We start from the raw sequence: 17703 nt of genomic DNA, 5'->3' as shown, positions 1-17703 counted from the left end.
ATCCTCACGGACAATGGGGATGTGGAGCAACTGACCCCCGCGAAGGTGCTGCCCGCCGACCCCCCGGGCGGCTTGGCCGGCGAAGAGGAAAAGCGGCGCGCGCTGCGCAAGATGAAGCTCGTCGCGCTCTCGTTCCTGCTCGGCGCCACGGTCGTCTTCCTGCTGACGAGCTGGGCGCAGGCGAGCGGCTGGCCGGGCTGGGTCGGCTACGTCCGGGCCGCGGCCGAGGCGGGCATGGTCGGCGCGCTGGCCGACTGGTTTGCCGTCACGGCGCTGTTCCGGCACCCGCTCGGGCTGAAGATCCCGCACACGGCGATCATCCCGAACAAGAAGGACGCGCTGGGCAACAGCCTCGGCGACTTCGTCGGCTCCAACTTCCTGTCCGAGGAGGTCGTGCGCGACAAGCTCAAGCGCGTCGAGATCGCGCGGCGGCTCGGCGGCTGGCTCGCGGAGCCGGACAACGCCGAGCGCGTGACGTCCGAGCTGGCCACGGCGGTCCGGGCCGCCGTGAAGGTGCTCCGCGACGAGGACATCCAGGCGATCATGGAGCAGGCCGTCGCCCGCCGGATCATCGACAAGCCGTGGGGCCCGCCGCTGGGCAAGATCCTCCAGGGCGTCTTCGCCGACGGCGCGCACCACAAGCTCGTGGACCTGATGTGCGACCGCGCCTACGAGTGGGTGCGCGACAACCACACGACGATGCTGCGCGTGGTGTCCGACCGGGCCCCGAGCTGGTCGCCGAAGTTCGTCGACGAGATGCTCGCGGACAAGGTCTACGGCGAGGTGCTGTCCTTCGCGTGGGCGGTCAAGACCGACGTCAACCACCCGATGCGGCTCGCGCTGGACAAGTTCCTCGGCGAGTTCGCCCAGGACCTGCAGACCAACCCGGACGTGATGGCACGCGCCGAGCAGGTCAAGGGCCAGATCGTGCACCACGAGGAGGTGCAGCGGCTGATCGGCTCGGCGTGGAGCACCGCGAAGGAAATGCTCCTGACCGCGGCCGAGGACCCGTCGAGCGAGCTGCGCCGGCGCGTCCGGCTCGGTCTCACGTCGCTCGGGGAGCGGCTGGTTTCCGACGACCAGCTGCGCTCGAAGGCCGACGGCTGGGTCGAGGGCGCGGCGGCGTACCTGGTGAAGAACTACTCGCGCGAGATCACCACGATCATCACCGACACGGTCGAGCGCTGGGACGCCGAGGAGACGTCCCGCAAGATCGAGCTCCAGGTGGGGCGCGACCTGCAGTTCATCCGGATCAACGGCACGGTGGTGGGCGCGCTGGCCGGGCTCGTCATCTACGCGGTCGCCGAGCTGCTGTTCTGACCAACCAGGTGCTATACCACATCTGGGGGACCTTCAAACCAGTTGTCCACAGGAAGCTGAGTTATCCCCCGGGTTATCCACAGGTTTTCACGGTGATGGCCTAACGGCTGTCCACAACGTATGGGGCCGAGCCGGTCCGGGGCGTGGATATGTGGTGCCTTGCGTCCGAGTTGTCCACAGCCGTTCGAGGGTCATCCGCTCGGCTGAGCCTTTTCAGCCCGCGGCGGCGCGGGCCCGCCAGCCACGCGCCTTCTCGCGGTTGCCGCAGACGCGCATCGAGCACCACGTGCGCGAGCGGTTGCGGGACTCGTCGTAGAACGCCCACAGGCAGGTGTCGGCGGGGCAGATCTTGAGCCGGATCCAGTCCCCGCGCACGACGAGCCGCGCGCAGGCGGCGAACACCGCGCCGACGACGTCGTCCGCGACCAGTGCCGGCCCGTCGGCGGTCAGGGAGATCCGGGTGCCGACGTCGACGCTGCCGCCGGGCAGCCGCGGGTCGCCGATCGCGGCGCGCAGAGCGTCCCGCGCCGAGCGTGCCTCGGCGGCCGGATTGGCCGTCAACGCGTGTTTCGCCGCCCACCCGTGCCACTCCCCGGGATCTTCGAGCAGGTCAGTGCCCTCTTCGACGTTGACCGTGTTGAGGAACTCCACCACGAGGGAGGCGTCGGTGTGCACGAAACCAGTGTACGGCGGAGGGTGGTTGCCCTGGTCTGCGCTAACCCACATAATGCTTTCGCTGGTTAGTCATAATCGAAGGGAGCGACGATGAGTGCGGTACCGACGCTGGGTGTGGTGGCCCTCGACTGCCCCGACCCGGTGGCGCTGGCCGAGTTCTACCGGGCGGTGCTGGAGTGGGAGGCGCCCGAAGTCGTCGACGACGGGCACTGGGCGACATTGCGCAACCCCGCGGGCGGCGCGGGCCTCGCGTTCCAGCGGGTGCCCGACTACCGGCCGCCGGCGTGGCCGTCGGCGGAGAACCCGCAGCAGCTGCACCTGGACCTGAACGTCACGGACCTGGAGGCGGCGCACGAGCGCGTGCTCGGTCTGGGGGCGAAGCTGCTGGACGACCAGCCCAAGACGTTCCGCGTCTACGCCGACCCGGTGGGGCACCCGTTCTGCCTGTGCGCCTGCTGACGTTTTCTGGGTAGGCTCGGCGGGGTGATTTGTCCGAAGTGTCAGAACCAGATGCGGACCGTGGCCAAGAACGGCGTCCACATCGACCAGTGCGACGGCTGCCGCGGGATCTTCCTGGACCGCGGTGAGCTCGAGGCGATCGTCGGTGCGGAAAGCTCGTTCTACGGCCACCAGCCGCCGCCGTACCAGGGCGGGCACGGCCGCCCCGACTCGCCGCGCCCCTATCGCGGCCACCCGGACTCGCCCAAGGCGTACCGCGGGGGCTACCCGGACTCGCCCCGGCCGCACCGCGGGTACTCGGACTCACCGCGCCCGTACGGCGGGCATGGTCACCGCAAGCGCAGCTTCCTCGAGAACCTCTTCGACTGAAGTGGGTCTCGACCTGCGGATCTGCCCGGCGTGCGGTGACCTGGCGGACCGCCCGGTCGTCTCCGGTGACCTGCTGCGGTGCGCGCGGTGCGGGCACGAGTGGCCGTTCCGGAAGCTGCCGCTGTTCGCGCTGACCGGCCCGAGCGGCGCCGGGAAGTCGACGATGGGCCCGCTGCTGGCGGCGCGGCTCGCCGGCGACGTCGTCGTGCTGGAGCAGGACGTCCTCTGGATCGATGCGCTGCGCGACGACGTCACGGCGTTCCGCTCGGTCTGGCTGCGGATGGCGGCGATGCTGCACCAGAGCGGCCGTCCGGTCGTGCTGTGCGGGACGGTGGCGCCTCCGGAGTTCGAGCCGCTGCCGGAGCGCGCCTTCTTCAGCGACATCCACTACCTGGCGCTGGTCGGGTCGGCGGAGTCGTTGCGGGCGCGGCTGCGGGCGCGTCCGGCGTGGCGGGAGTGGGACGAGCCGCGGATCGAGGAGATGCTGGTGTTCAACGCCTGGCTCCAAAAGACGGCGCCGGAACTGGGCGTCGACCTCTTCGACACGACGGAGGTGCCGCCGGAGGTCACGGCCGACCACGTCGAGAAGTGGATCCGCGCCCGGTTGCCCTAGTCCAGCGGCCAGGTGCGGCCGTCCGGCGCGTCGAGCCAGAACTCCTGGCGGTCCGCGGTCACCGTCAGACCGAACCGGTCGCGTTCCGGCTTGCCCAGCTCGCACCACTCGACGTAGGCGGCTTCGGCGAGGTCCCACAGCGCGCGCGGGCCGCCTTGCGCCACCTCGTTCGCGCCTGCGCGCCTGCGCTGGCGGACCCACGAGCCGTCCGGGTGCACCAGCGCGAAGCTCGGGGCCTCGTCGTCGGTGCTCACGCGAATCGCCCGTACACCCGGCAGGGCCAGCCCGGCGAAGAACTCGAACTGCCTGCGCGGCTGGATCACCATCACCATCGGGAGCCGCGTCTGCTCCCAGTCGTCCCGCGACGGCGTCGGCAGTGGGTCGTATTCCGGCAGCCGGTGCGCGCGAAGCGGCATGAAGCGGCCGTCGCGCGCGAGGACGCGGCCCTGCGCGGTGCCGTCCTCGCCGGCGACGAGCCGGACGAGCCCGGCGCCGATCGGCCGGTTCAGCGTCGTCACGATCAGCCCGCCCGGCGCGGTCTGCGCCAGCCACGCCACCGGGATCGAAGACACCGAAGCGGTGCACAGCACCCGGTCGAAGACCATGCCGGCCGGGAAGCCGAGCGCGCCGTCGCCCACCGCGCACGCCGGCCGGTAGCCCGCCGTGGCCAGCCGCTCGCGCGCCGTCTCGACGATCCCCGGGTCGATGTCCACTGTGGACACCAAGCCGGCGCCGCAGCGGTGGCTCAGCAGCGCGGCGTTGTACCCGGTGCCGGTGCCGATCTCGAGCACGCGCTGCCCGTCGCGCACCCGCAGCTCCTCCAGCATGATCGCCATGATCGACGGCATGCTCGACGAGCTCGTCGGCGTGCCCGCCACCGGCCCGTCGCGCCGGGCGAGCTCCCAGCGGTCCGGGTCGTCGTCCAGCTGGGTCACCAGCACGTCGCGGGAGTAGACGGTCTCCAGCCAGCCCGGATCGCCGCGCTCGACCGCCGCCCACAGCCCACCCGCGGGCACGAAGAACCGCGGCAGGAACACGTGGCGGGGCACCGCGCGGAAGGCGGCGACCCACTCCGGGGCGTGCAGGACGTCCTCGTCGAGCAGCAGCTCGACGAGGCGCCGCCGCAGCCGGGCCGAGCGCGTCATGGGACCAACGTTAGCGGTGAGCACCACCACACCCGATAGTTGCAAGCAGAGTGCTTGCAATAGCTAGCACTCGCGCGTACCGTCGAAGGTGTCGCGAGGAGGTGACCGGATGACGGAGACCGGTGGGACGTCAGGATCCGGCAGTCCCATGGAGAAGGTCGCGGACATCGCTTCCGACATCGGCGAGTACATCCGCCAGCAGCGCAACACCGCGAAGATCTCGTTGCGCCAGCTGTCGAAGCTCGCCGGCGTGTCCAACCCGTACCTGAGCCAGATCGAGCGCGGGGTGCGCAAGCCCAGCGCGGAGATCCTGCAGCAGATCGCCAAGGGCCTGCGCATATCGGCGGAAGCGCTGTACGTGCAGGCCGGGATCCTCGATCTGCCGACGGGTGGTCCGGTGGGCGACGCGATTCGCGCCGACGCCGAGCTGACCGAACGGCAGAAGCAGGTCCTGCTCGACGTCTACGAGTCCTTCCGCCGGGAGAACGCCGCGGCACGGCCGGCCGCCGAGTCCGCTCCCACCCCGGACACCCCAGACACCACTCCAGCCGCAGACACCAAGGAGCCAGCATGACCACCCCCAAGACCGAAGACGTCAAGAAGGCCGTCACCACCGCCCTCGACCAGGTCCGCACCCCGCTGCTCGCCGCACTCGGCGCCGGCAACCTGGCCACCCACGCCGTCACCGACGCCGTGGCGAAGGCCAAGGAGAACGTGACCAAGAGCGGCGAGGTCGCCCGCAAGAACCTGCAGGAGCTGCCGACCGACGTCGAGAGCCTCCGCGAGAAGCTGGACCCGGCCGAGCTGCGCAAGGTCATCGACGAGTACACCGAGGCCGCGCTCAAGCTGTACAACAAGCTGGCCGAGTCGGGCGAGCAGGCGTGGGACAAGATCGCCGCGCAGCCGCAGGTCAAGAAGGCCATCGAGCAGCTCGAAGAGGCCCTGACCACCGCGCAGGGCCAGGTCGAGGTCGTCGGGGGCGAGGTCCGCGAGCGCGTCGACGGCGTGCTGGCCAAGGTGACCAAGCGCACCCGCTCGGCCGGCGAGAAGACCGCCCGCAAGGTGACCGAGGTCGCCGGCGAGGCCGCCGACGCCATCGAGGAGCTGGGTGACGACGTCGCCCACGAGACCCGCTCCGCGAGCCGCAAGGTCGCGAACAAGACGGCCCCGAAGACGGCCGCCCCGGCCCGCCGGACGACGACGAGCGCCGCCGCGAAGAAGCCGGCCGCGCCGAAGACCGACAAGTAAAAACGCCGTGAACACCCGGCCCCGCCACCGCGTCCCCGGTGGCGGGGCCGGGGTCGTTCGGGTGGTTTGCCGTAAGCTGTCGCTGTGCTAGTCGCCATCTGGATCCTCAATGTCATCCACTGGGGCAGCGCGCTGGTCGGGCTCTTCGCCTTCGTGCACGCGCTGCTCCAGCGTGCCGACGCCTACTCGGCGGCCGACCGCAAGACCAAGCCCATCTGGATGCTGATCACCGGTGGCGCGACGCTCGCCATGGTGCTTTTCCCCGTGATGGGCCCCGGGATGATCTTCTACGTGCCCGCCATGGCCGCGGCCCTCGTCTACATCGTGGACGTCCGCCCGAAGCTGATCGAGGTCCAGCGCGGCGGCTCCAGCTGGTGAGTTCCTTCCCGTCCCCGCCACATCGGGCGGGGACGCTTTAATGGGGTCATGACCTGGACGATCGCCGGGAGCCTCACCGTCGTTCCCGCCCCCACGCGCACTGATCTGCTCGCCGAGCCCGTCGCCAAGGCCCTGGCCGCGCTCGCCGACCCGGACGCCGTCGGTGTCACCGAGATCGACCCGTCGCTCGCCGACACCGCCGCCTTCTGCGAGGCGTACGGCTCGTCGCTCGAGGCGTCCGCGAACTGCGTCGTCGTCGCCGGCAAGCGAGCGGGCGAAGTCCGCTTCGCGGCCGCGCTCGTGCTCGCGACCACCCGCGCCGACGTCAACGGCGTGATCAAGCGCCGCCTCGACGTCCGCAAGGCGTCGTTCGCACCGATGGACGAAGCCGTCGCGCTGACCGGGATGGAGTACGGCGGCATCACGCCGGTCGGCCTGCCCGCCGAATGGCCCATCCTGATCGACCGGCGGGTCGCCGACGCACCCGAGCTCGTCATCGGCAGCGGGATCCGCGGCAGCAAGCTGCTGATCTCCGGCGCCGCGCTGGCCGCGTTGCCCGGGGCGGAGGTCGTCGAGGACCTCGCCCGGTGACGTCCGTCTGGCTCCGGTACCTGACCGGTGCCGACATCGACGCGCTCGGCGTCACGGACGCGGACATCGTCGGCGCGGTCGAGGACGTGCTCGCCGACCACGGCCGTGGTCAGGTCGTCTTCGAGCCGCGTACGCACCTCGTGCCGGACAACGGCGGCAAGGGCCACTTCAACATCCTCCGCGGCCACCTGTCCTCGAAGCAGGTCAGTGGTGTGAAGGTCGTCGGTGACTTCGTGGGGAACTTCGAACGGGGCCTCCCTTCGGAAATGGCGTTGATCCTGCTGCTCGACCCGGACACCGGCATGCCGCGGGCGATCGTCGACGGCACGATGATCACCGAGGCCCGCACCGGCGCGATGACCGCCGTCGGCGCGAAGTACCTGGCCCGCCCGGATTCACGGGTGCTTGGGCACATCGGCGCCCGCGGTACCGCCTGGTGGAACGTCGTGCTGCTGGACTCGTTGTTCGACTTCGCCGAGATCCGCGTGACCAGCAAGCGTCCGGGGTCGCGGGAGGACTTCGGCCGCCGGCTGTCCGAGCGGCTCGGCAAGGACGTCCGCGTCTGTGCCACGGCCGAGGAGACCCTGGACGGCGCGGACATCCAGGTCGAGGCGTCCCGGCTCGTCGAGCCCGAGGCGCTGGTGCGCCGCGAGTTCCTCCGGCCGGGCACCTTCCTGGTGCCCTACGGCACGATCAGCGCGCTCGAACTCACGCTGCTCGACGACATCGACAAGCTCGTCGTCGACGACTGGCGCGAATCGCGGTCCGGCAACCCACGGTTCGGCGCCCTGCGCCCGCAGCTCAACGCCGGCCTCCTCACCGAGGACAAGGTCCACGCCGAGATCGGCGACATCGTGGCCGGGAAGAGGCCTGGCCGCGAGCACGACGCCGAACGGATCCTGTTCTGGCACCGCGGACTGTCCACAACGGACATCGCGGTGGCGGACATGATCCTCGCCCGTGCCGAGGCTTCCGGCGTCGGCACCATGCTGCCCTACCGATGATCGTCTCCGACAGCGAGTTCGCCGACAGTGAACGGTTGGTTCTGGACAAACCGCTGGTGGAGACGTTGAAGCGACGCCGGGAAGTGCTCTTGACGGCGCTTGCGGAGCGAGAGAATCCGGTCTACGGCGTCACCACCGGGATGGGCCGCCTCGCGGGCGTCGTCCTCGACGCGGGGCAACAGGCCGAGCACCAGCGCAACCTGCTGGTCGGCCGCGCCGTCGGCGGGCCGCCGTGGCTCCCGTCCGAGGACGTCCGCGCGCTGCTCGTCGTCCGGCTGCGCGACTTCCTGCGGCCGTGGTCGGGGGTGAGCCCGGAGCTGGTGCAGTTCCTGGTGGACCGCCTGAACGACGGCTTCACGCCGGCGGTCCCGCGCTCCGGCCTCGGCAGCTCGGGCGAGATCATCCCGCTGGCGCACGCCTTCCAGACGTTCCTCGGCATCGGCACGGTGCTGGAGGACGGCGTGGAGGTCCCGGCCGCTTCGGCGCTCGCCGCGCGCGGCGCCGAGCCGTACGTCCTCGGGCCGAAGGAAGGTGCTTCCCTGCTGCAGGGATCTCCGCTAGCGATGACGCACGCGCAACGCGGCTGGACCGAAACCCAGCAGCTCATCGACTTGCAGACGCTCACCGAAGCGATGGCGATCGACGTCCTCGGCGCGCCGCGCGAGGTCTTCTCACCGGTCATGGCGGGCGGTGACGACCACCTGCGAACGCTGCTGCACGAGCTGAATTCCCTGGCCGGAATCGGTCCCGTACGGCCCGGCGTCGTCCAGGCCCCGCTTTCGGTGCGGGTCGCGCCGCGAGCGCTCGCCCACGCGTCCCGCGTCAACACCGACCTGCACGAGACCTGGCGGCGCTGGGAGACGATGCCCGGCGATTCGCCGTCTTTCGTCGACGGTGCGTTCCTGCCGGGGACCGGCTATCACGCGGTGGACCTGAGCCTGCGGATGGACGCGGTGACGGCCGCGCTGGTGCACCTGGGCGAGATTTCGGTGCAGCGGACGCACCGGCTGCTCGACGAGCGGTTCAGCGGTCTCCCGGCGCAGCTCACGGCGGATCCGGGGCCGCGGGCGGGATTGGCGCCGCTGCACAAGCGAGCGGTCGGCGAACTGCAGGCACTGCGCCGGCTCGCGACACCGGCGACCCTCGGCTCGATCGACACTTCGGCCGGTCAGGAGGACGTGCAAGCCTTTGCGGCGGCCGCCGGTGAGCAACTGCGCGAGGCCGCTTCGCACCTCTTCGCGATCACGGCGTGCGAGCTGATCACGGGCTCGCAGGCTCGGTACTTGGCCGGCGGCGATGGCGTTCCGGGTCTTCGCGCGGCGTACGAGTGGGTGCGGTCGGTGGTGCCGCCGGTCGACGAGGACCGTTCGCTCGGCCCCGAAGTCTCACGGTTGATCGCTGCTTGCCGGGCGGCTTACTTCGACGACCTGTTCACGCTCACCTGAATCCGCTGGGCCAATTCTCCTTTGCTACGAAGGCTTTCTGCCTCGTTGGTCCGCGCGTTTCGCCGCTGTTCACCCCTCGGCCCGCGGGGGCGCCCCCCCCGTCTCGACGCTATCGCGCGACACCGACGTTTCGGGCCGCAGCAAAGGAATCCACCGAGTTGTCCACAGGGCTGCCCCGATGTGGACAACCTGCCGCCGGAGGCCGCCGAAACGGACAGGCGGGCCGGCCGCCGCGCTACGTTCGTTGGTAGGCGCCCTCCGGGGACGCGGACCCCGGGGAAGGAGGGATACGACGGCGGGTCCGCGTGAAGGTGAGGGTGCGGGCATACGGGCGGAAGCCCAGATCTCGATACAACGGGAGGGCAGCAACGGATTTCGGATGACCGATCACCGGATATACGACGGCTTCGCGAGCGCCGGCGTGGTGGGCCGCGCGCAGCGCGGCGAGGCACACCGCGCGGGCGAGCCCGGTGCGACGGAACTCCGGCAAAGTTCCGACGGGCTCCAGCTCGCCGACGGCATTGCGCTCGTCGAGCCAGATCAGGCACTGAGCGGCGAACCGGCCGTCGGGTGCTTCTGCGACCCAATCCAGTTCGGCGCGATACGGCCAGGCGGCCATGACGTTCCGGTAGCTCGGTCCGGTCACCCGTGACGGGTGCCAGACCGCGCGGTGCACGGCCACGCGCCGTTCGAGATCGTCCGGGCCGACCGGCCGGACGGTGAACCCACCGGGCACCTTGGGCTCGGGCAGATCCACGAGGAGGCGAGACATATACGACTGGAAAACAGGACTCTCCTGAAGCGCGTAACCGCTTCGCTCCAGCGCGGCGACGACATGCTTTTCGGCGTCGAGCACAGTGACAGTGAGCTCGGCGGCGGAGGCGGTGTCTTCGAACCAGCCGAGCACTTCGGACGCGAGCTCAGGGCGCGCCGGATCGACGAGCAGCGCCAGTTCACCGGGTAGCGAAAGCCAGCCCCACGCGACGACTTCGCCGCCCGCTTCCCACAGCACAGTCGGCCACTCGGCTTCACGGCCGACGTGCTGGAACCGCTGCCACGCGAGATCCCCGACGTGCACCGAACTCGCCTTCGACCAGATCCGCCGGGCCAGGCTCTGCATGGCCCGCAGGTCCTCCGGACCGGAGTAACCGCGGCGCGTGGTGGCGGGCATGGGCAGAATCGTCCTGTGCCGCGCCGGCCTTCGCCAAGCGGTTTACCGGGAGGGTGGGGTTGGACGGCGGACTGCTCGGACGCGCGGCCGCGATGTTCGCGGTGACGAACGTCGACGACCTGGTGCTGCTCGCGGTGTTCTTCGGCCAGGCGGCCGGACGGCGTGGCCGGCTCAAGGTCGTGGCCGGGCAGTTCCTCGGCTTCGCGGCGATCCTCGCCGTGTCGGTCGCGGGAGCGCTGGGGGCCGGGCTGCTGCCGGACGGTGCCGTCCGCTGGCTGGGCGTGCTGCCGGTGCTGCTCGGGATCCGGGCGGCCTGGCAGGCACGGCGTCAGGACGACGACGGGCCCGCGCCGGCGACCGGACTGCTCGGGATCGCGACGGTGTGCTTCGCCAACGGCGGTGACAACGTCGGCGTGTACGTCCCCGCGTTCGCCGCGACCGGGCCCTCGGGCCTGGCCGGTTACGTGGTGGTGTTCCTGGTGGGCGTCGCGGTGTGGTGCGTCGCCGGGCGGTTCCTCGCGACCCGTCCGGGCGTCGCCCAGGTGCTCGCGCGGTGGGGGCACGTGGTGCTACCGGCGGTGCTGATCGCGCTCGGCGTGCTGATCCTGCTCGGCGCGTTCTAGCGCGATGTGGCCGGCACCGGCTTGCGAGACTCGGCGCCTGCGAAGTCGCCGGAACCAGGACTTCGGAGCGGCTGCCGGCTGGCCGGAGTGCGTGGCGGCCGCCGTCGTCCGACTCGCCACGCTGCCGCTGGTCGCCGTCGGCGGCCCGTGGTTCGGAGTGTCGCGAATGAGTCATGGGGGACCTTGTACGTCCGGAATGAGTCATCCGCGACACCAGCGGGCAGCCCGCGTGCGCGTTTCGCACGTGGAGCACCGCACCGGCGATCGATTTCGCCGGAAACCTGGCTGGGAGGGGTGGGGGTGGGGCCCCGAAGGGGGCGCGGACCGTCCCCGCCGAGCGGGATTACCCGCGCCGGGCGTTCTGCAGGGCGAGACCCCGAGGGGTCGCCGCGCGGACGAGCAGCGCGAAGATGCCGTCGCACAGGAGAGCCAGCACCACGGCCGCCAGGCCGCCGGCGAAGATCTCGCCGTAGCCCTGGGCGCCGAGGGCGAAGCCGTCGACTATGTAGCGGCCCAGGCCGCCTCCGTCGTTGACGATCGCTCCGATCGCCACCGTCGCGATCAGCTGGAGGAACGACACCCGCGCGCCCGCCAGGATCACCGGGGATGCCAGGGGGAACTCGAGACGCAGCATGATCTGCCACTCGCGGTAGCCCGTGCCGCGGGCGGCGTCCACTGTGTCCTGCTCCAGGGACACCACGCCGGCGTAGGTGTTGGTGAACAGCGGTGGCATCGCCAGGGCGACCAGGGCCAGCAGCAGCGGCCAGAACGTCGTGTCCAGCTCCCAGCGGCTCGCCAGGAACCAGAACAGGATGATCAGCCCGAAGCTCGGGACCGCGCGGCCGATGTTCACCGCGCTGCTCGCGAGGAACGCGCCGCGGCGGTAGTGGGCCAGCCACAACGCCGCCGGGATCGTCAGCACTGCCGCGATCACCAGCGCCAGGAGGGAAAACCTGAGGTGCTCCAGCGTCCGGTAGGGGATGCCCGCCCGGTCGGTCCAGCTCCAGCGGTGCGGCTCGGCGAGCCAGGCGTTCAGCTGGTCGAGGAAGCTCATCGTGTCCTCCGGGTCCAGGGCGTCAACAGGCGCTCGCCGAGCCAGAGGAAGAGGTCGACGGCCACCGCCAGGACCACCGACAAGCCCATGCCGACGATGATCTCCGTCGGGTTGGGTGTCGCCGTCTGGATGCCGTGGCGGATGAAATAACCCAAGCCGCCGAGGCCGAGCATGGAGGTGACCGTCACCAGGCCGATCGTCGTCACGGCGGCGACGCGCAGGCCCGCGATCACCACCGGCAGCGCCAGCGGCAGCTCGATCTGCCACAGCAGCCTGCCGCGTGTGTAGCCCATGCCGATCGCGGCTTCGCGGACCTCGTTCGGCACCTGGTCGACGCCGGTGACGATGTTGCGGACCAGGATGAGCAGCGTGTACGTCGCCAGCGGGATCATCGCGTTGACGAACGTCAGGCCGAAGAACGGCACCAGCACGGCGAACGCGCCCAGGCTCGGGATCACGTACAGCGCGCCCGCGGTGCTGAGGATGAACCCGTACGACCAGCGGTAGCGCAGCGAAACCACCGCCAGCGCGATCGAAACGACCAGGCCGATGCCGAGCGCCGCGGCCGTCAGCGAGATGTGCTCGAGCAGTCGCTGGACGATGACGTCGGCGTTGCGGTCCACCCACCTCCACTGGAAGATCGGGGGTCCGCTGTCAGCGGCCAGTGGCGTCACCGCGGTCACGTGCACCGGCCGACCCTACCCCGATCGGGCGGTCAAATTCCGCAGGCTGGGAATTTGGCGCGGTTCCTCCCAACATGTGGATTCTTGTCGGTGCACGGCGCTAGGGTCCTTTCGTCTGTTCGAGTGACGAGGGAGTGGGGATTCGTGCGCTGGTTCCGGAACGCGTCCGTGGTGGCGGTGGCCGTCGCGGCGACGCTCGGTTTGGCCGCCTGCGGCGGCAGCGGCAGCGGTGACAAGCCCGCCGCGCAGAGCAAGGGCGGGGCGCCGATCGTCGTCGCCTCCTTCAACTTCACCGACAGCCAGATCCTCGCCGAGATCTACGCGCAGGCGCTGGAGGCCAAGGGCTACCCGGTGACCCGCAAGCTGAACCTCGGCTCGCGGGAGCTGATCTACCCGTCGCTGAAGTCCGGTGACCTTCAGTTCGTCCCGGAGTACCAGGGCGCGGCGATCACCACCGGCTTCGGCAAGGAAGCCGGCAAGACCGCGCAGGAGGAGCACGACCAGCTGGCCAAGCTGTTCGAGCCCAGCGGTGTCGCGCTGCTGAACTTCGCGGCCGCCGAGGACAAGAACACCTACATCGTCAAGTCCGACCTGGCCAAGGACAAGGGCATCGCGTCGATCAGCGACCTGAAGAAGCTGGACAAGGTCGTCATGGCGGGCCCCCCGGAGTGCGAGAAGCGGCTTCCGTGCTTCAAGGGCTTCACGGACGTCTACAAGCTGACCAACATCACCTTCCAGACCATCCAGGAAGCCGGGCCGCGCGTCCAGCAGCTCAAGTCCGGGGCGGTCACGGTCATCCCGGTCGACTCGGTCAGCCCGCTGACCGGTGACCCGGCCTACACGGTGCTCAAGGACGACCTCAACATCGTGCCGACCGAGAACGTCGTGCCCGCGGTGAACAAGAAGGTGCTCGACGAGCGCGGCGCCGACTTCGCGAACGCCGTGAACGCGGTCAGCGCGAAGCTGACGACCGACGTCATGCGGGACCTCAACAAGCGCGTCGACTCCGACAACGAGCGGGCCGAAGACGTCGCCAAGGACTGGCTGTCCCAGGCCGGTCTCTGAGCGCCCCCGCGGGCCGTCCCCGGGGAAGGGGGCGGCCCGCGGCGGTCAGGCGGTCCCGCGCACGACCCACGCGCGGGCCGTCAGCGGGATCGAGCCGTCCGGGTTCGTCGGCAGGCGGCTGCGCAGCAGCTCGCGGATCTGGGTGCGGCGGGCCTCGGGCAGCGTCGCCAGGTACGCCGGTGCCGGGCCCTGGGCACCGAGGAACGGCGTCCAGTAGTCGTCGAAGCCGGTGAACACCGTCGGGACCTTGATCTCGCCGACGGACACCGCGGTCAGGCCCGCTTCCGTCCACAGCCGGCCGAGTGGTTCCGGGCGGCACAGTGTGAACCGGCGGCCCTCGTCCAGCTCGGCGACCGTGGCGGGGTCCAGTTCGGCGGCCGCCTCCCAGAAGTGGCGGATCAGCTGCATGCCTTCGGCCAGGTCCCAGAGGTAGGCGGCGGCCAGCCCGCCGGGCGCGGTCACGCGCGCGATCTCCGCCGCGGCCTTCGCCGGTTCGGGCACGAAGTTGAGGACCAGGCCGGTCACGACGACGTCGAAGCGGTCGTCGGGAAACGGCAACGATCGCGCGTCGGCGGTCTCGAACGACGCGCGCGGGTCGGTCACCGCGGCGCGGGCGGTCGTCAAGAATCCTTCGGACGGGTCGACGCCGACGACTTCCGCGGGGTCGGCCGCGGCCAGCACGGCCGACGTCAGCGCTCCGGTGCCGCAGCCGACGTCGAGCCAGCGCCGGCTCGCCGGCACACCGAGCTGCCGCACGAACCTCTCGGCGACGCGCCGGCTCCACCGCCCGATGTACGCCTCGTACGCGTCGCCCGTCATCCACAGATCGCTGGTCACGACGAGGAGTACAGCACAAAAACCGCTGGTCAGCCGTTAGCCAGGTCACCGGTCGCGGTGTGCCCCGCCGACGTCGCGCGGCGGAGGAAACCGGCGATCAGCGCCAGTTCGTCCTCGCTGTAGCCGGCGCAGAGCTCGTCCATCGCGGTGTTCATCCCCGCGTAGAGCCGGAAGAGCTCGGCGTTGCGGCCGCGGACCGCGCGCACGGCGACCGCGCGCCGGTCGGCCGCCTCGGGGTCGCGTTCGCGGACGATCCAGCCGCCCTTCTGGAGCCGGTCGAGGATGCCGGTCATCGTCGCCGGGTGCAGGCCCGCGCGGCGGGCGAGCGCGCTCGGGCTCAGCGGACCGTGCCGGGCGATCAGCTCGAGGCAGTCCAGGTCGACGTCCTTGAGGCCCAGGTGCGCGCTGACCTGGTGGTTCAGCAGCGAAAGCTGGTTGCGCAGCTCCCGCAACGACTCCTTCACCACCACGGTCGACCGGCGGCGGCCCGCTCGCGAACTCATACGGCCCTCGTATCATCTGGACTACGGGCAGCCTAACCGCCGAGGCCGCCCGCCGGACGTGCGCGTGGCGGTGAAATCGTGGAGCCTGTTCGCGAACTTCGAAGAAGGAGTGAAATGGGTAAGGTCACGGCCACCGCGGAGCGCACGATCGACGCTCCGGCCGACAAGGTCCGCGCGCTCGTCGCCGACTACGCCGAAACGCGTCCGAAGCTGCTCACCGAGCATTACCGCGACTACGAGGTGACCGAGGGCGGCGTCGGCGCCGGGACCAAGGCCGGGTGGAAGCTGCAGGCGACGTCGAAGCGGGTGCGCGACGTCAAGGCCACCGTCACCGAGCCGAAGCCCGGCACGCTGGTCGAGACCGACGCGAACTCCAGCATGGTCACCACGTGGACGGTCACCGAAGCCGGTGAACGCAGTGTCGTGAAGATCGAGACCACGTGGGATGGTGCGGGCGGCATCGGCGGCTTCTTCGAGAAGACCTTCGCGCCCGGTGGCCTGAAGAAGATCTACGACGGTGTGCTGGCCAAGCTTGCGGAGATCGTGTAACCGATCACAATCGGAATCTGCGCCCCGGTTAGCTGGTTACATCGGGTGGAATCCGGGGCGTCTGCCCCGCTTCGAGACTTGGAGGAGATTCGACGATGACCACGGCGACCGAAATCCGGCTGGCTTCGCGTCCGGAAGGCGTTCCGACGCACGACAACTTCGAAATCGTCGACACCGAGGTGCCGGCGGCGGGCGACGGCCAGATCCTGGTGCGCAACCTGATCATGAGCGTCGACCCCGCGATGCGCGGCCGCATGAAGGACGTCAAGTCCTACGCGCCGCCGTTCCAGGTCGGCGAGGTCATGTCCGGTGGCGCGGTCGGCGAGGTCGTCGAGTCCCATGTGGACGATGTCAAGCCGGGTGACCACGTGCTGCACCAGGCCGGCTGGCGCACCCACGCCGTGCTCGACGCGGGCCGGTACGTCAAGGTCGACGGCGCCGCGGCGCCGCTGTCGACGTACCTCGGCGTGCTCGGCATGCCGGGCCTGACCGCGTACTCGGGCCTGCTGGAGTCGGCCGAGTTCAAGCCGGGCGACACGGTGTTCGTGTCCGGCGCGGCCGGTGCCGTCGGCTCGCTGGTCGGCCAGCTCGCGAAGCTGAAGGGCGCCAAGCGCGTCATCGGCTCGGCCGGTTCGGCGGAGAAGGTCCGCCACCTGATCGACGACCTCGGCTTCGACGCCGCCTTCAACTACAAGGACGGCCCGGTCGCCGAGCAGCTGCACAAGGCGGCTCCCGAAGGCATCGACGTCTACTTCGACAACGTCGGCGGCGAGCACCTGGAAGCGGCCATCGACGCCATCTCCGTGCACGGCCGGATCGCCATCTGCGGGATGATCTCCACGTACAACGCGACCGAGCCGACCCCGGCGCCGCGCAACCTCGCGCAGGTCATCGCCAAGCGGCTCACCATCCGCGGCCTGCTGGTGATCGACCACTGGCACCTGCAGCAGCAGTTCGTCAGCGAGGTCGCGCCGCTGGTGAGCTCCGGCGAGATCAAGTACTCCGAGACCTTCGTCGACGGCATCCGCAACGCGCCCGAGGCGTTCCTCGGCCTGCTGTCCGGCGCCAACACCGGCAAGATGCTCGTCCGCATCGCGGACTAGAGGAGCTCGGCCAGCTCCGGCAGGGCCGAGATCGTGTACGTCGGCTCGGGTGAGCCGGGCAGCGGGCGGACGCCGCGGCGGGCGAGCAACGCCGTCCGCAGCCCGGCCGCCTGCGCGCCCGCGATGTCCCAGTCGTGCGCGGCGATCATCACCGCCTCCTTCCCGGGATAGGCGGCCACGACCTGGTGGTACGGCTCCGGGGCGGGCTTGAGCCTGCCGGCCTGCTCGGCCGAGAAGATCCGGTCGAACAGTGGAGCGAGCCCGGCGTTCTGCAGCTGCGCCTCGGCGGTGGCGAGCGGCGAGTTCGTGAGCGCGACGACGGTGTGGCCGGCCTCCCGCAGCTTCGCCAGGCCCGCTTCGACGTCCGGATGGGCGGGAAGGGTCCGCAGTCCTTCGCCGATCTTCTTGAGGTCGACCTCGCGCCCGTGCCGGGCGGCCACCTCGACGGCGGCCGCGCCCGCGATGCCGGCGAAGTCCTGGTACCCGCCGGTCGCCGTCACGGTCAGGACGGTGTGGATGGCCAGCCCGAACCACTCGCGCCGCAGCTCGGGGCCGCCGACGAGGGCGTCCATCGGGGCGAGGTCGAGCAGGGTCTCGTTGACGTCGAACACGCACAGCATGCGGCGCTCCGGAGGTTCGAAGGTTGTCGTACCTGACCGAAGGTACGACAGCTCGGCGGCGACGCCGGCGAGCGGGCCTGCTCGTCTTTCCCGTTGCCGCTCGCCAAGTCGACCCGCACGCACCACTGGAAGGTGCTGCGCCAGGCGGGTCTGGTGCGGCAGCGCGACGCGGGGAACGGCACGTTCGTCCGCCTGCGGGAGGGACGAGTTCGACGCGCGGTTCCCCGGCCTGCTCGACGTGGTCGCCG

Annotated in this window: 22 protein-coding genes; 14 read left to right on the top strand and 8 right to left on the bottom strand. The window is 70.6% G+C overall.

Annotated elements, in window-relative coordinates:
- Positions 1-21: 21 nt before the first annotated feature.
- Positions 22-1320 carry a DUF445 domain-containing protein gene (locus CF165_RS00470; protein WP_093945391.1) on the top strand — a complete coding sequence of 433 codons (1299 nt, stop codon included), beginning with the start codon at positions 22-24 and terminating at the stop codon, positions 1318-1320.
- A 213-nt stretch (positions 1321-1533) separates the two neighbouring features.
- On the opposite strand, the gene CF165_RS00465 is transcribed toward CF165_RS00470, so the two are convergent.
- A complete protein-coding gene (locus tag CF165_RS00465; RefSeq protein WP_093945390.1) occupies positions 1534-1995 on the bottom strand; it encodes a CGNR zinc finger domain-containing protein in 462 nt (153 codons plus the stop codon).
- 90 nt (positions 1996-2085) lie between these two features.
- Between CF165_RS00465 and CF165_RS00460 the strand changes: the two genes are divergently transcribed.
- Genes CF165_RS00460 through CF165_RS00450 form a run of 3 tightly spaced genes read left to right on the top strand, consistent with a single transcriptional unit; the run spans position 2086 to position 3436 of the window.
- The gene (locus CF165_RS00460; protein WP_093945389.1) at positions 2086-2454 is read left to right on the top strand and encodes a VOC family protein; all 369 of its coding nucleotides are present in this window, start codon (positions 2086-2088) and stop codon (positions 2452-2454) included.
- Positions 2455-2481: 27 nt separating this feature from the next.
- Positions 2482-2823, top strand: a complete 342-nt coding sequence (locus CF165_RS00455; RefSeq protein ID WP_276209714.1) for a TFIIB-type zinc ribbon-containing protein — start codon at positions 2482-2484, stop codon at positions 2821-2823.
- Between the two features lies 1 nt (position 2824).
- Positions 2825-3436 (top strand): P-loop nucleotide/nucleoside kinase family protein, encoded by a 612-nt coding sequence (locus CF165_RS00450; RefSeq protein WP_093945387.1) that lies wholly within the window; start codon positions 2825-2827, stop codon positions 3434-3436.
- On the opposite strand, the gene CF165_RS00445 is transcribed toward CF165_RS00450, so the two are convergent.
- Positions 3433-4581 carry a methyltransferase domain-containing protein gene (locus CF165_RS00445; protein WP_093945386.1) on the bottom strand — a complete coding sequence of 383 codons (1149 nt, stop codon included), beginning with the start codon at positions 4579-4581 and terminating at the stop codon, positions 3433-3435. The genes CF165_RS00450 and CF165_RS00445 overlap by 4 nt on opposite strands.
- Before the next feature lie 148 nt (positions 4582-4729).
- On the opposite strand from CF165_RS00445, the gene CF165_RS00440 reads away from it, so the two are divergent.
- The 6 genes from CF165_RS00440 (at position 4730) to CF165_RS00415 (ending at position 9247) form a co-directional block, all read left to right on the top strand.
- Positions 4730-5155 (top strand): helix-turn-helix domain-containing protein, encoded by a 426-nt coding sequence (locus CF165_RS00440; RefSeq protein WP_020643011.1) that lies wholly within the window; start codon positions 4730-4732, stop codon positions 5153-5155.
- Positions 5152-5829: a hypothetical protein gene (locus CF165_RS00435; protein WP_093945385.1), complete on the top strand. Its 678-nt coding sequence runs from the start codon at positions 5152-5154 to the stop codon at positions 5827-5829. The genes CF165_RS00440 and CF165_RS00435 overlap by 4 nt, the downstream gene beginning before the upstream one ends.
- An 84-nt stretch (positions 5830-5913) precedes the next feature.
- The gene (locus CF165_RS00430; protein ID WP_013222364.1) at positions 5914-6207 is read left to right on the top strand and encodes a DUF2516 family protein; all 294 of its coding nucleotides are present in this window, start codon (positions 5914-5916) and stop codon (positions 6205-6207) included.
- 48 nt (positions 6208-6255) lie between these two features.
- Positions 6256-6798, top strand: a complete 543-nt coding sequence (locus CF165_RS00425; RefSeq protein ID WP_093945384.1) for a YbaK/EbsC family protein — start codon at positions 6256-6258, stop codon at positions 6796-6798.
- The gene (locus CF165_RS00420) at positions 6795-7802 is read left to right on the top strand and encodes an ornithine cyclodeaminase family protein (protein ID WP_093945383.1); all 1008 of its coding nucleotides are present in this window, start codon (positions 6795-6797) and stop codon (positions 7800-7802) included. Before CF165_RS00425 ends, CF165_RS00420 begins: the two co-directional genes overlap by 4 nt.
- Entirely contained in the window at positions 7799-9247 is a 1449-nt protein-coding gene (locus tag CF165_RS00415; RefSeq protein WP_093945382.1) for an aromatic amino acid lyase, read from the top strand. The genes CF165_RS00420 and CF165_RS00415 overlap by 4 nt, the downstream gene beginning before the upstream one ends.
- A 235-nt stretch (positions 9248-9482) precedes the next feature.
- Here the strand turns inward: CF165_RS00415 and CF165_RS00410 are convergent, their stop codons facing one another.
- Positions 9483-10418, bottom strand: coding sequence for a GNAT family N-acetyltransferase (locus CF165_RS00410; RefSeq protein ID WP_093945381.1), 936 nt, complete (start codon positions 10416-10418; stop codon positions 9483-9485).
- Between the two features lie 59 nt (positions 10419-10477).
- On the opposite strand from CF165_RS00410, the gene CF165_RS00405 reads away from it, so the two are divergent.
- On the top strand, positions 10478-11041 hold the full coding sequence (locus tag CF165_RS00405) for a cadmium resistance transporter (RefSeq protein WP_093945380.1): 564 nt from the start codon (positions 10478-10480) through the stop codon (positions 11039-11041).
- Between the two features lie 343 nt (positions 11042-11384).
- On the opposite strand, the gene CF165_RS00400 is transcribed toward CF165_RS00405, so the two are convergent.
- Together CF165_RS00400 and CF165_RS00395 are read right to left on the bottom strand one after the other, a co-directional pair.
- Positions 11385-12095, bottom strand: coding sequence for an ABC transporter permease (locus CF165_RS00400; protein ID WP_093945379.1), 711 nt, complete (start codon positions 12093-12095; stop codon positions 11385-11387).
- Positions 12092-12784, bottom strand: coding sequence for an ABC transporter permease (locus CF165_RS00395; protein WP_093945378.1), 693 nt, complete (start codon positions 12782-12784; stop codon positions 12092-12094). Before CF165_RS00395 ends, CF165_RS00400 begins: the two co-directional genes overlap by 4 nt.
- Positions 12785-12922: 138 nt before the next feature.
- Here CF165_RS00395 and CF165_RS00390 point away from each other — a divergent pair, with 138 nt between their 5' ends.
- A complete protein-coding gene (locus CF165_RS00390) occupies positions 12923-13843 on the top strand; it encodes an ABC transporter substrate-binding protein (RefSeq protein WP_093945377.1) in 921 nt (306 codons plus the stop codon).
- Between the two features lie 45 nt (positions 13844-13888).
- Here CF165_RS00390 and CF165_RS00385 read toward each other — a convergent pair whose 3' ends face one another.
- A complete protein-coding gene (locus CF165_RS00385) occupies positions 13889-14680 on the bottom strand; it encodes a class I SAM-dependent methyltransferase (protein ID WP_240521406.1) in 792 nt (263 codons plus the stop codon).
- 29 nt (positions 14681-14709) lie between these two features.
- Positions 14710-15183: a MarR family transcriptional regulator gene (locus CF165_RS00380; RefSeq protein WP_093945376.1), complete on the bottom strand. Its 474-nt coding sequence runs from the start codon at positions 15181-15183 to the stop codon at positions 14710-14712.
- Between the two features lie 114 nt (positions 15184-15297).
- Here CF165_RS00380 and CF165_RS00375 point away from each other — a divergent pair, with 114 nt between their 5' ends.
- Together CF165_RS00375 and CF165_RS00370 are read left to right on the top strand one after the other, a co-directional pair.
- A complete protein-coding gene (locus tag CF165_RS00375; protein ID WP_093945375.1) occupies positions 15298-15732 on the top strand; it encodes an SRPBCC family protein in 435 nt (144 codons plus the stop codon).
- A 95-nt stretch (positions 15733-15827) separates the two neighbouring features.
- Positions 15828-16835, top strand: a complete 1008-nt coding sequence (locus CF165_RS00370) for an NADP-dependent oxidoreductase (RefSeq protein ID WP_093945374.1) — start codon at positions 15828-15830, stop codon at positions 16833-16835.
- On the opposite strand, the gene CF165_RS00365 is transcribed toward CF165_RS00370, so the two are convergent.
- Positions 16832-17455: a haloacid dehalogenase type II gene (locus CF165_RS00365; RefSeq protein WP_093945373.1), complete on the bottom strand. Its 624-nt coding sequence runs from the start codon at positions 17453-17455 to the stop codon at positions 16832-16834. The genes CF165_RS00370 and CF165_RS00365 overlap by 4 nt on opposite strands.
- Between the last annotated feature and the right edge of the window lie 248 nt (positions 17456-17703).

This window comes from Amycolatopsis vastitatis (assembly GCF_002234595.1).
GTDB classification, from domain to species: domain Bacteria; phylum Actinomycetota; class Actinomycetes; order Mycobacteriales; family Pseudonocardiaceae; genus Amycolatopsis; species Amycolatopsis vastitatis.
Note: the sequence above shows the minus strand (reverse complement) of the source record. Positions and strands in the feature narration are given on the sequence as shown.

Coding starts and splice junctions, on each gene's coding strand:
- CF165_RS00460 (WP_093945389.1), top strand. CDS start 2,086: ATGAGTGCGGTACCGACGCTGGGTGTGGTGGCCCTCGACTGCCCCGAC.
- CF165_RS00445 (WP_093945386.1), bottom strand. CDS start 4,581: ATGACGCGCTCGGCCCGGCTGCGGCGGCGCCTCGTCGAGCTGCTGCTC.
- CF165_RS00440 (WP_020643011.1), top strand. CDS start 4,730: ATGGAGAAGGTCGCGGACATCGCTTCCGACATCGGCGAGTACATCCGC.
- CF165_RS00435 (WP_093945385.1), top strand. CDS start 5,152: ATGACCACCCCCAAGACCGAAGACGTCAAGAAGGCCGTCACCACCGCC.
- CF165_RS00425 (WP_093945384.1), top strand. CDS start 6,256: ATGACCTGGACGATCGCCGGGAGCCTCACCGTCGTTCCCGCCCCCACG.
- CF165_RS00415 (WP_093945382.1), top strand. CDS start 7,799: ATGATCGTCTCCGACAGCGAGTTCGCCGACAGTGAACGGTTGGTTCTG.
- CF165_RS00410 (WP_093945381.1), bottom strand. CDS start 10,418: ATGCCCGCCACCACGCGCCGCGGTTACTCCGGTCCGGAGGACCTGCGG.
- CF165_RS00400 (WP_093945379.1), bottom strand. CDS start 12,095: ATGAGCTTCCTCGACCAGCTGAACGCCTGGCTCGCCGAGCCGCACCGC.
- CF165_RS00380 (WP_093945376.1), bottom strand. CDS start 15,183: ATGAGTTCGCGAGCGGGCCGCCGCCGGTCGACCGTGGTGGTGAAGGAG.
- CF165_RS00375 (WP_093945375.1), top strand. CDS start 15,298: ATGGGTAAGGTCACGGCCACCGCGGAGCGCACGATCGACGCTCCGGCC.
- CF165_RS00370 (WP_093945374.1), top strand. CDS start 15,828: ATGACCACGGCGACCGAAATCCGGCTGGCTTCGCGTCCGGAAGGCGTT.
- CF165_RS00365 (WP_093945373.1), bottom strand. CDS start 17,455: ATGCTGTGCGTGTTCGACGTCAACGAGACCCTGCTCGACCTCGCCCCG.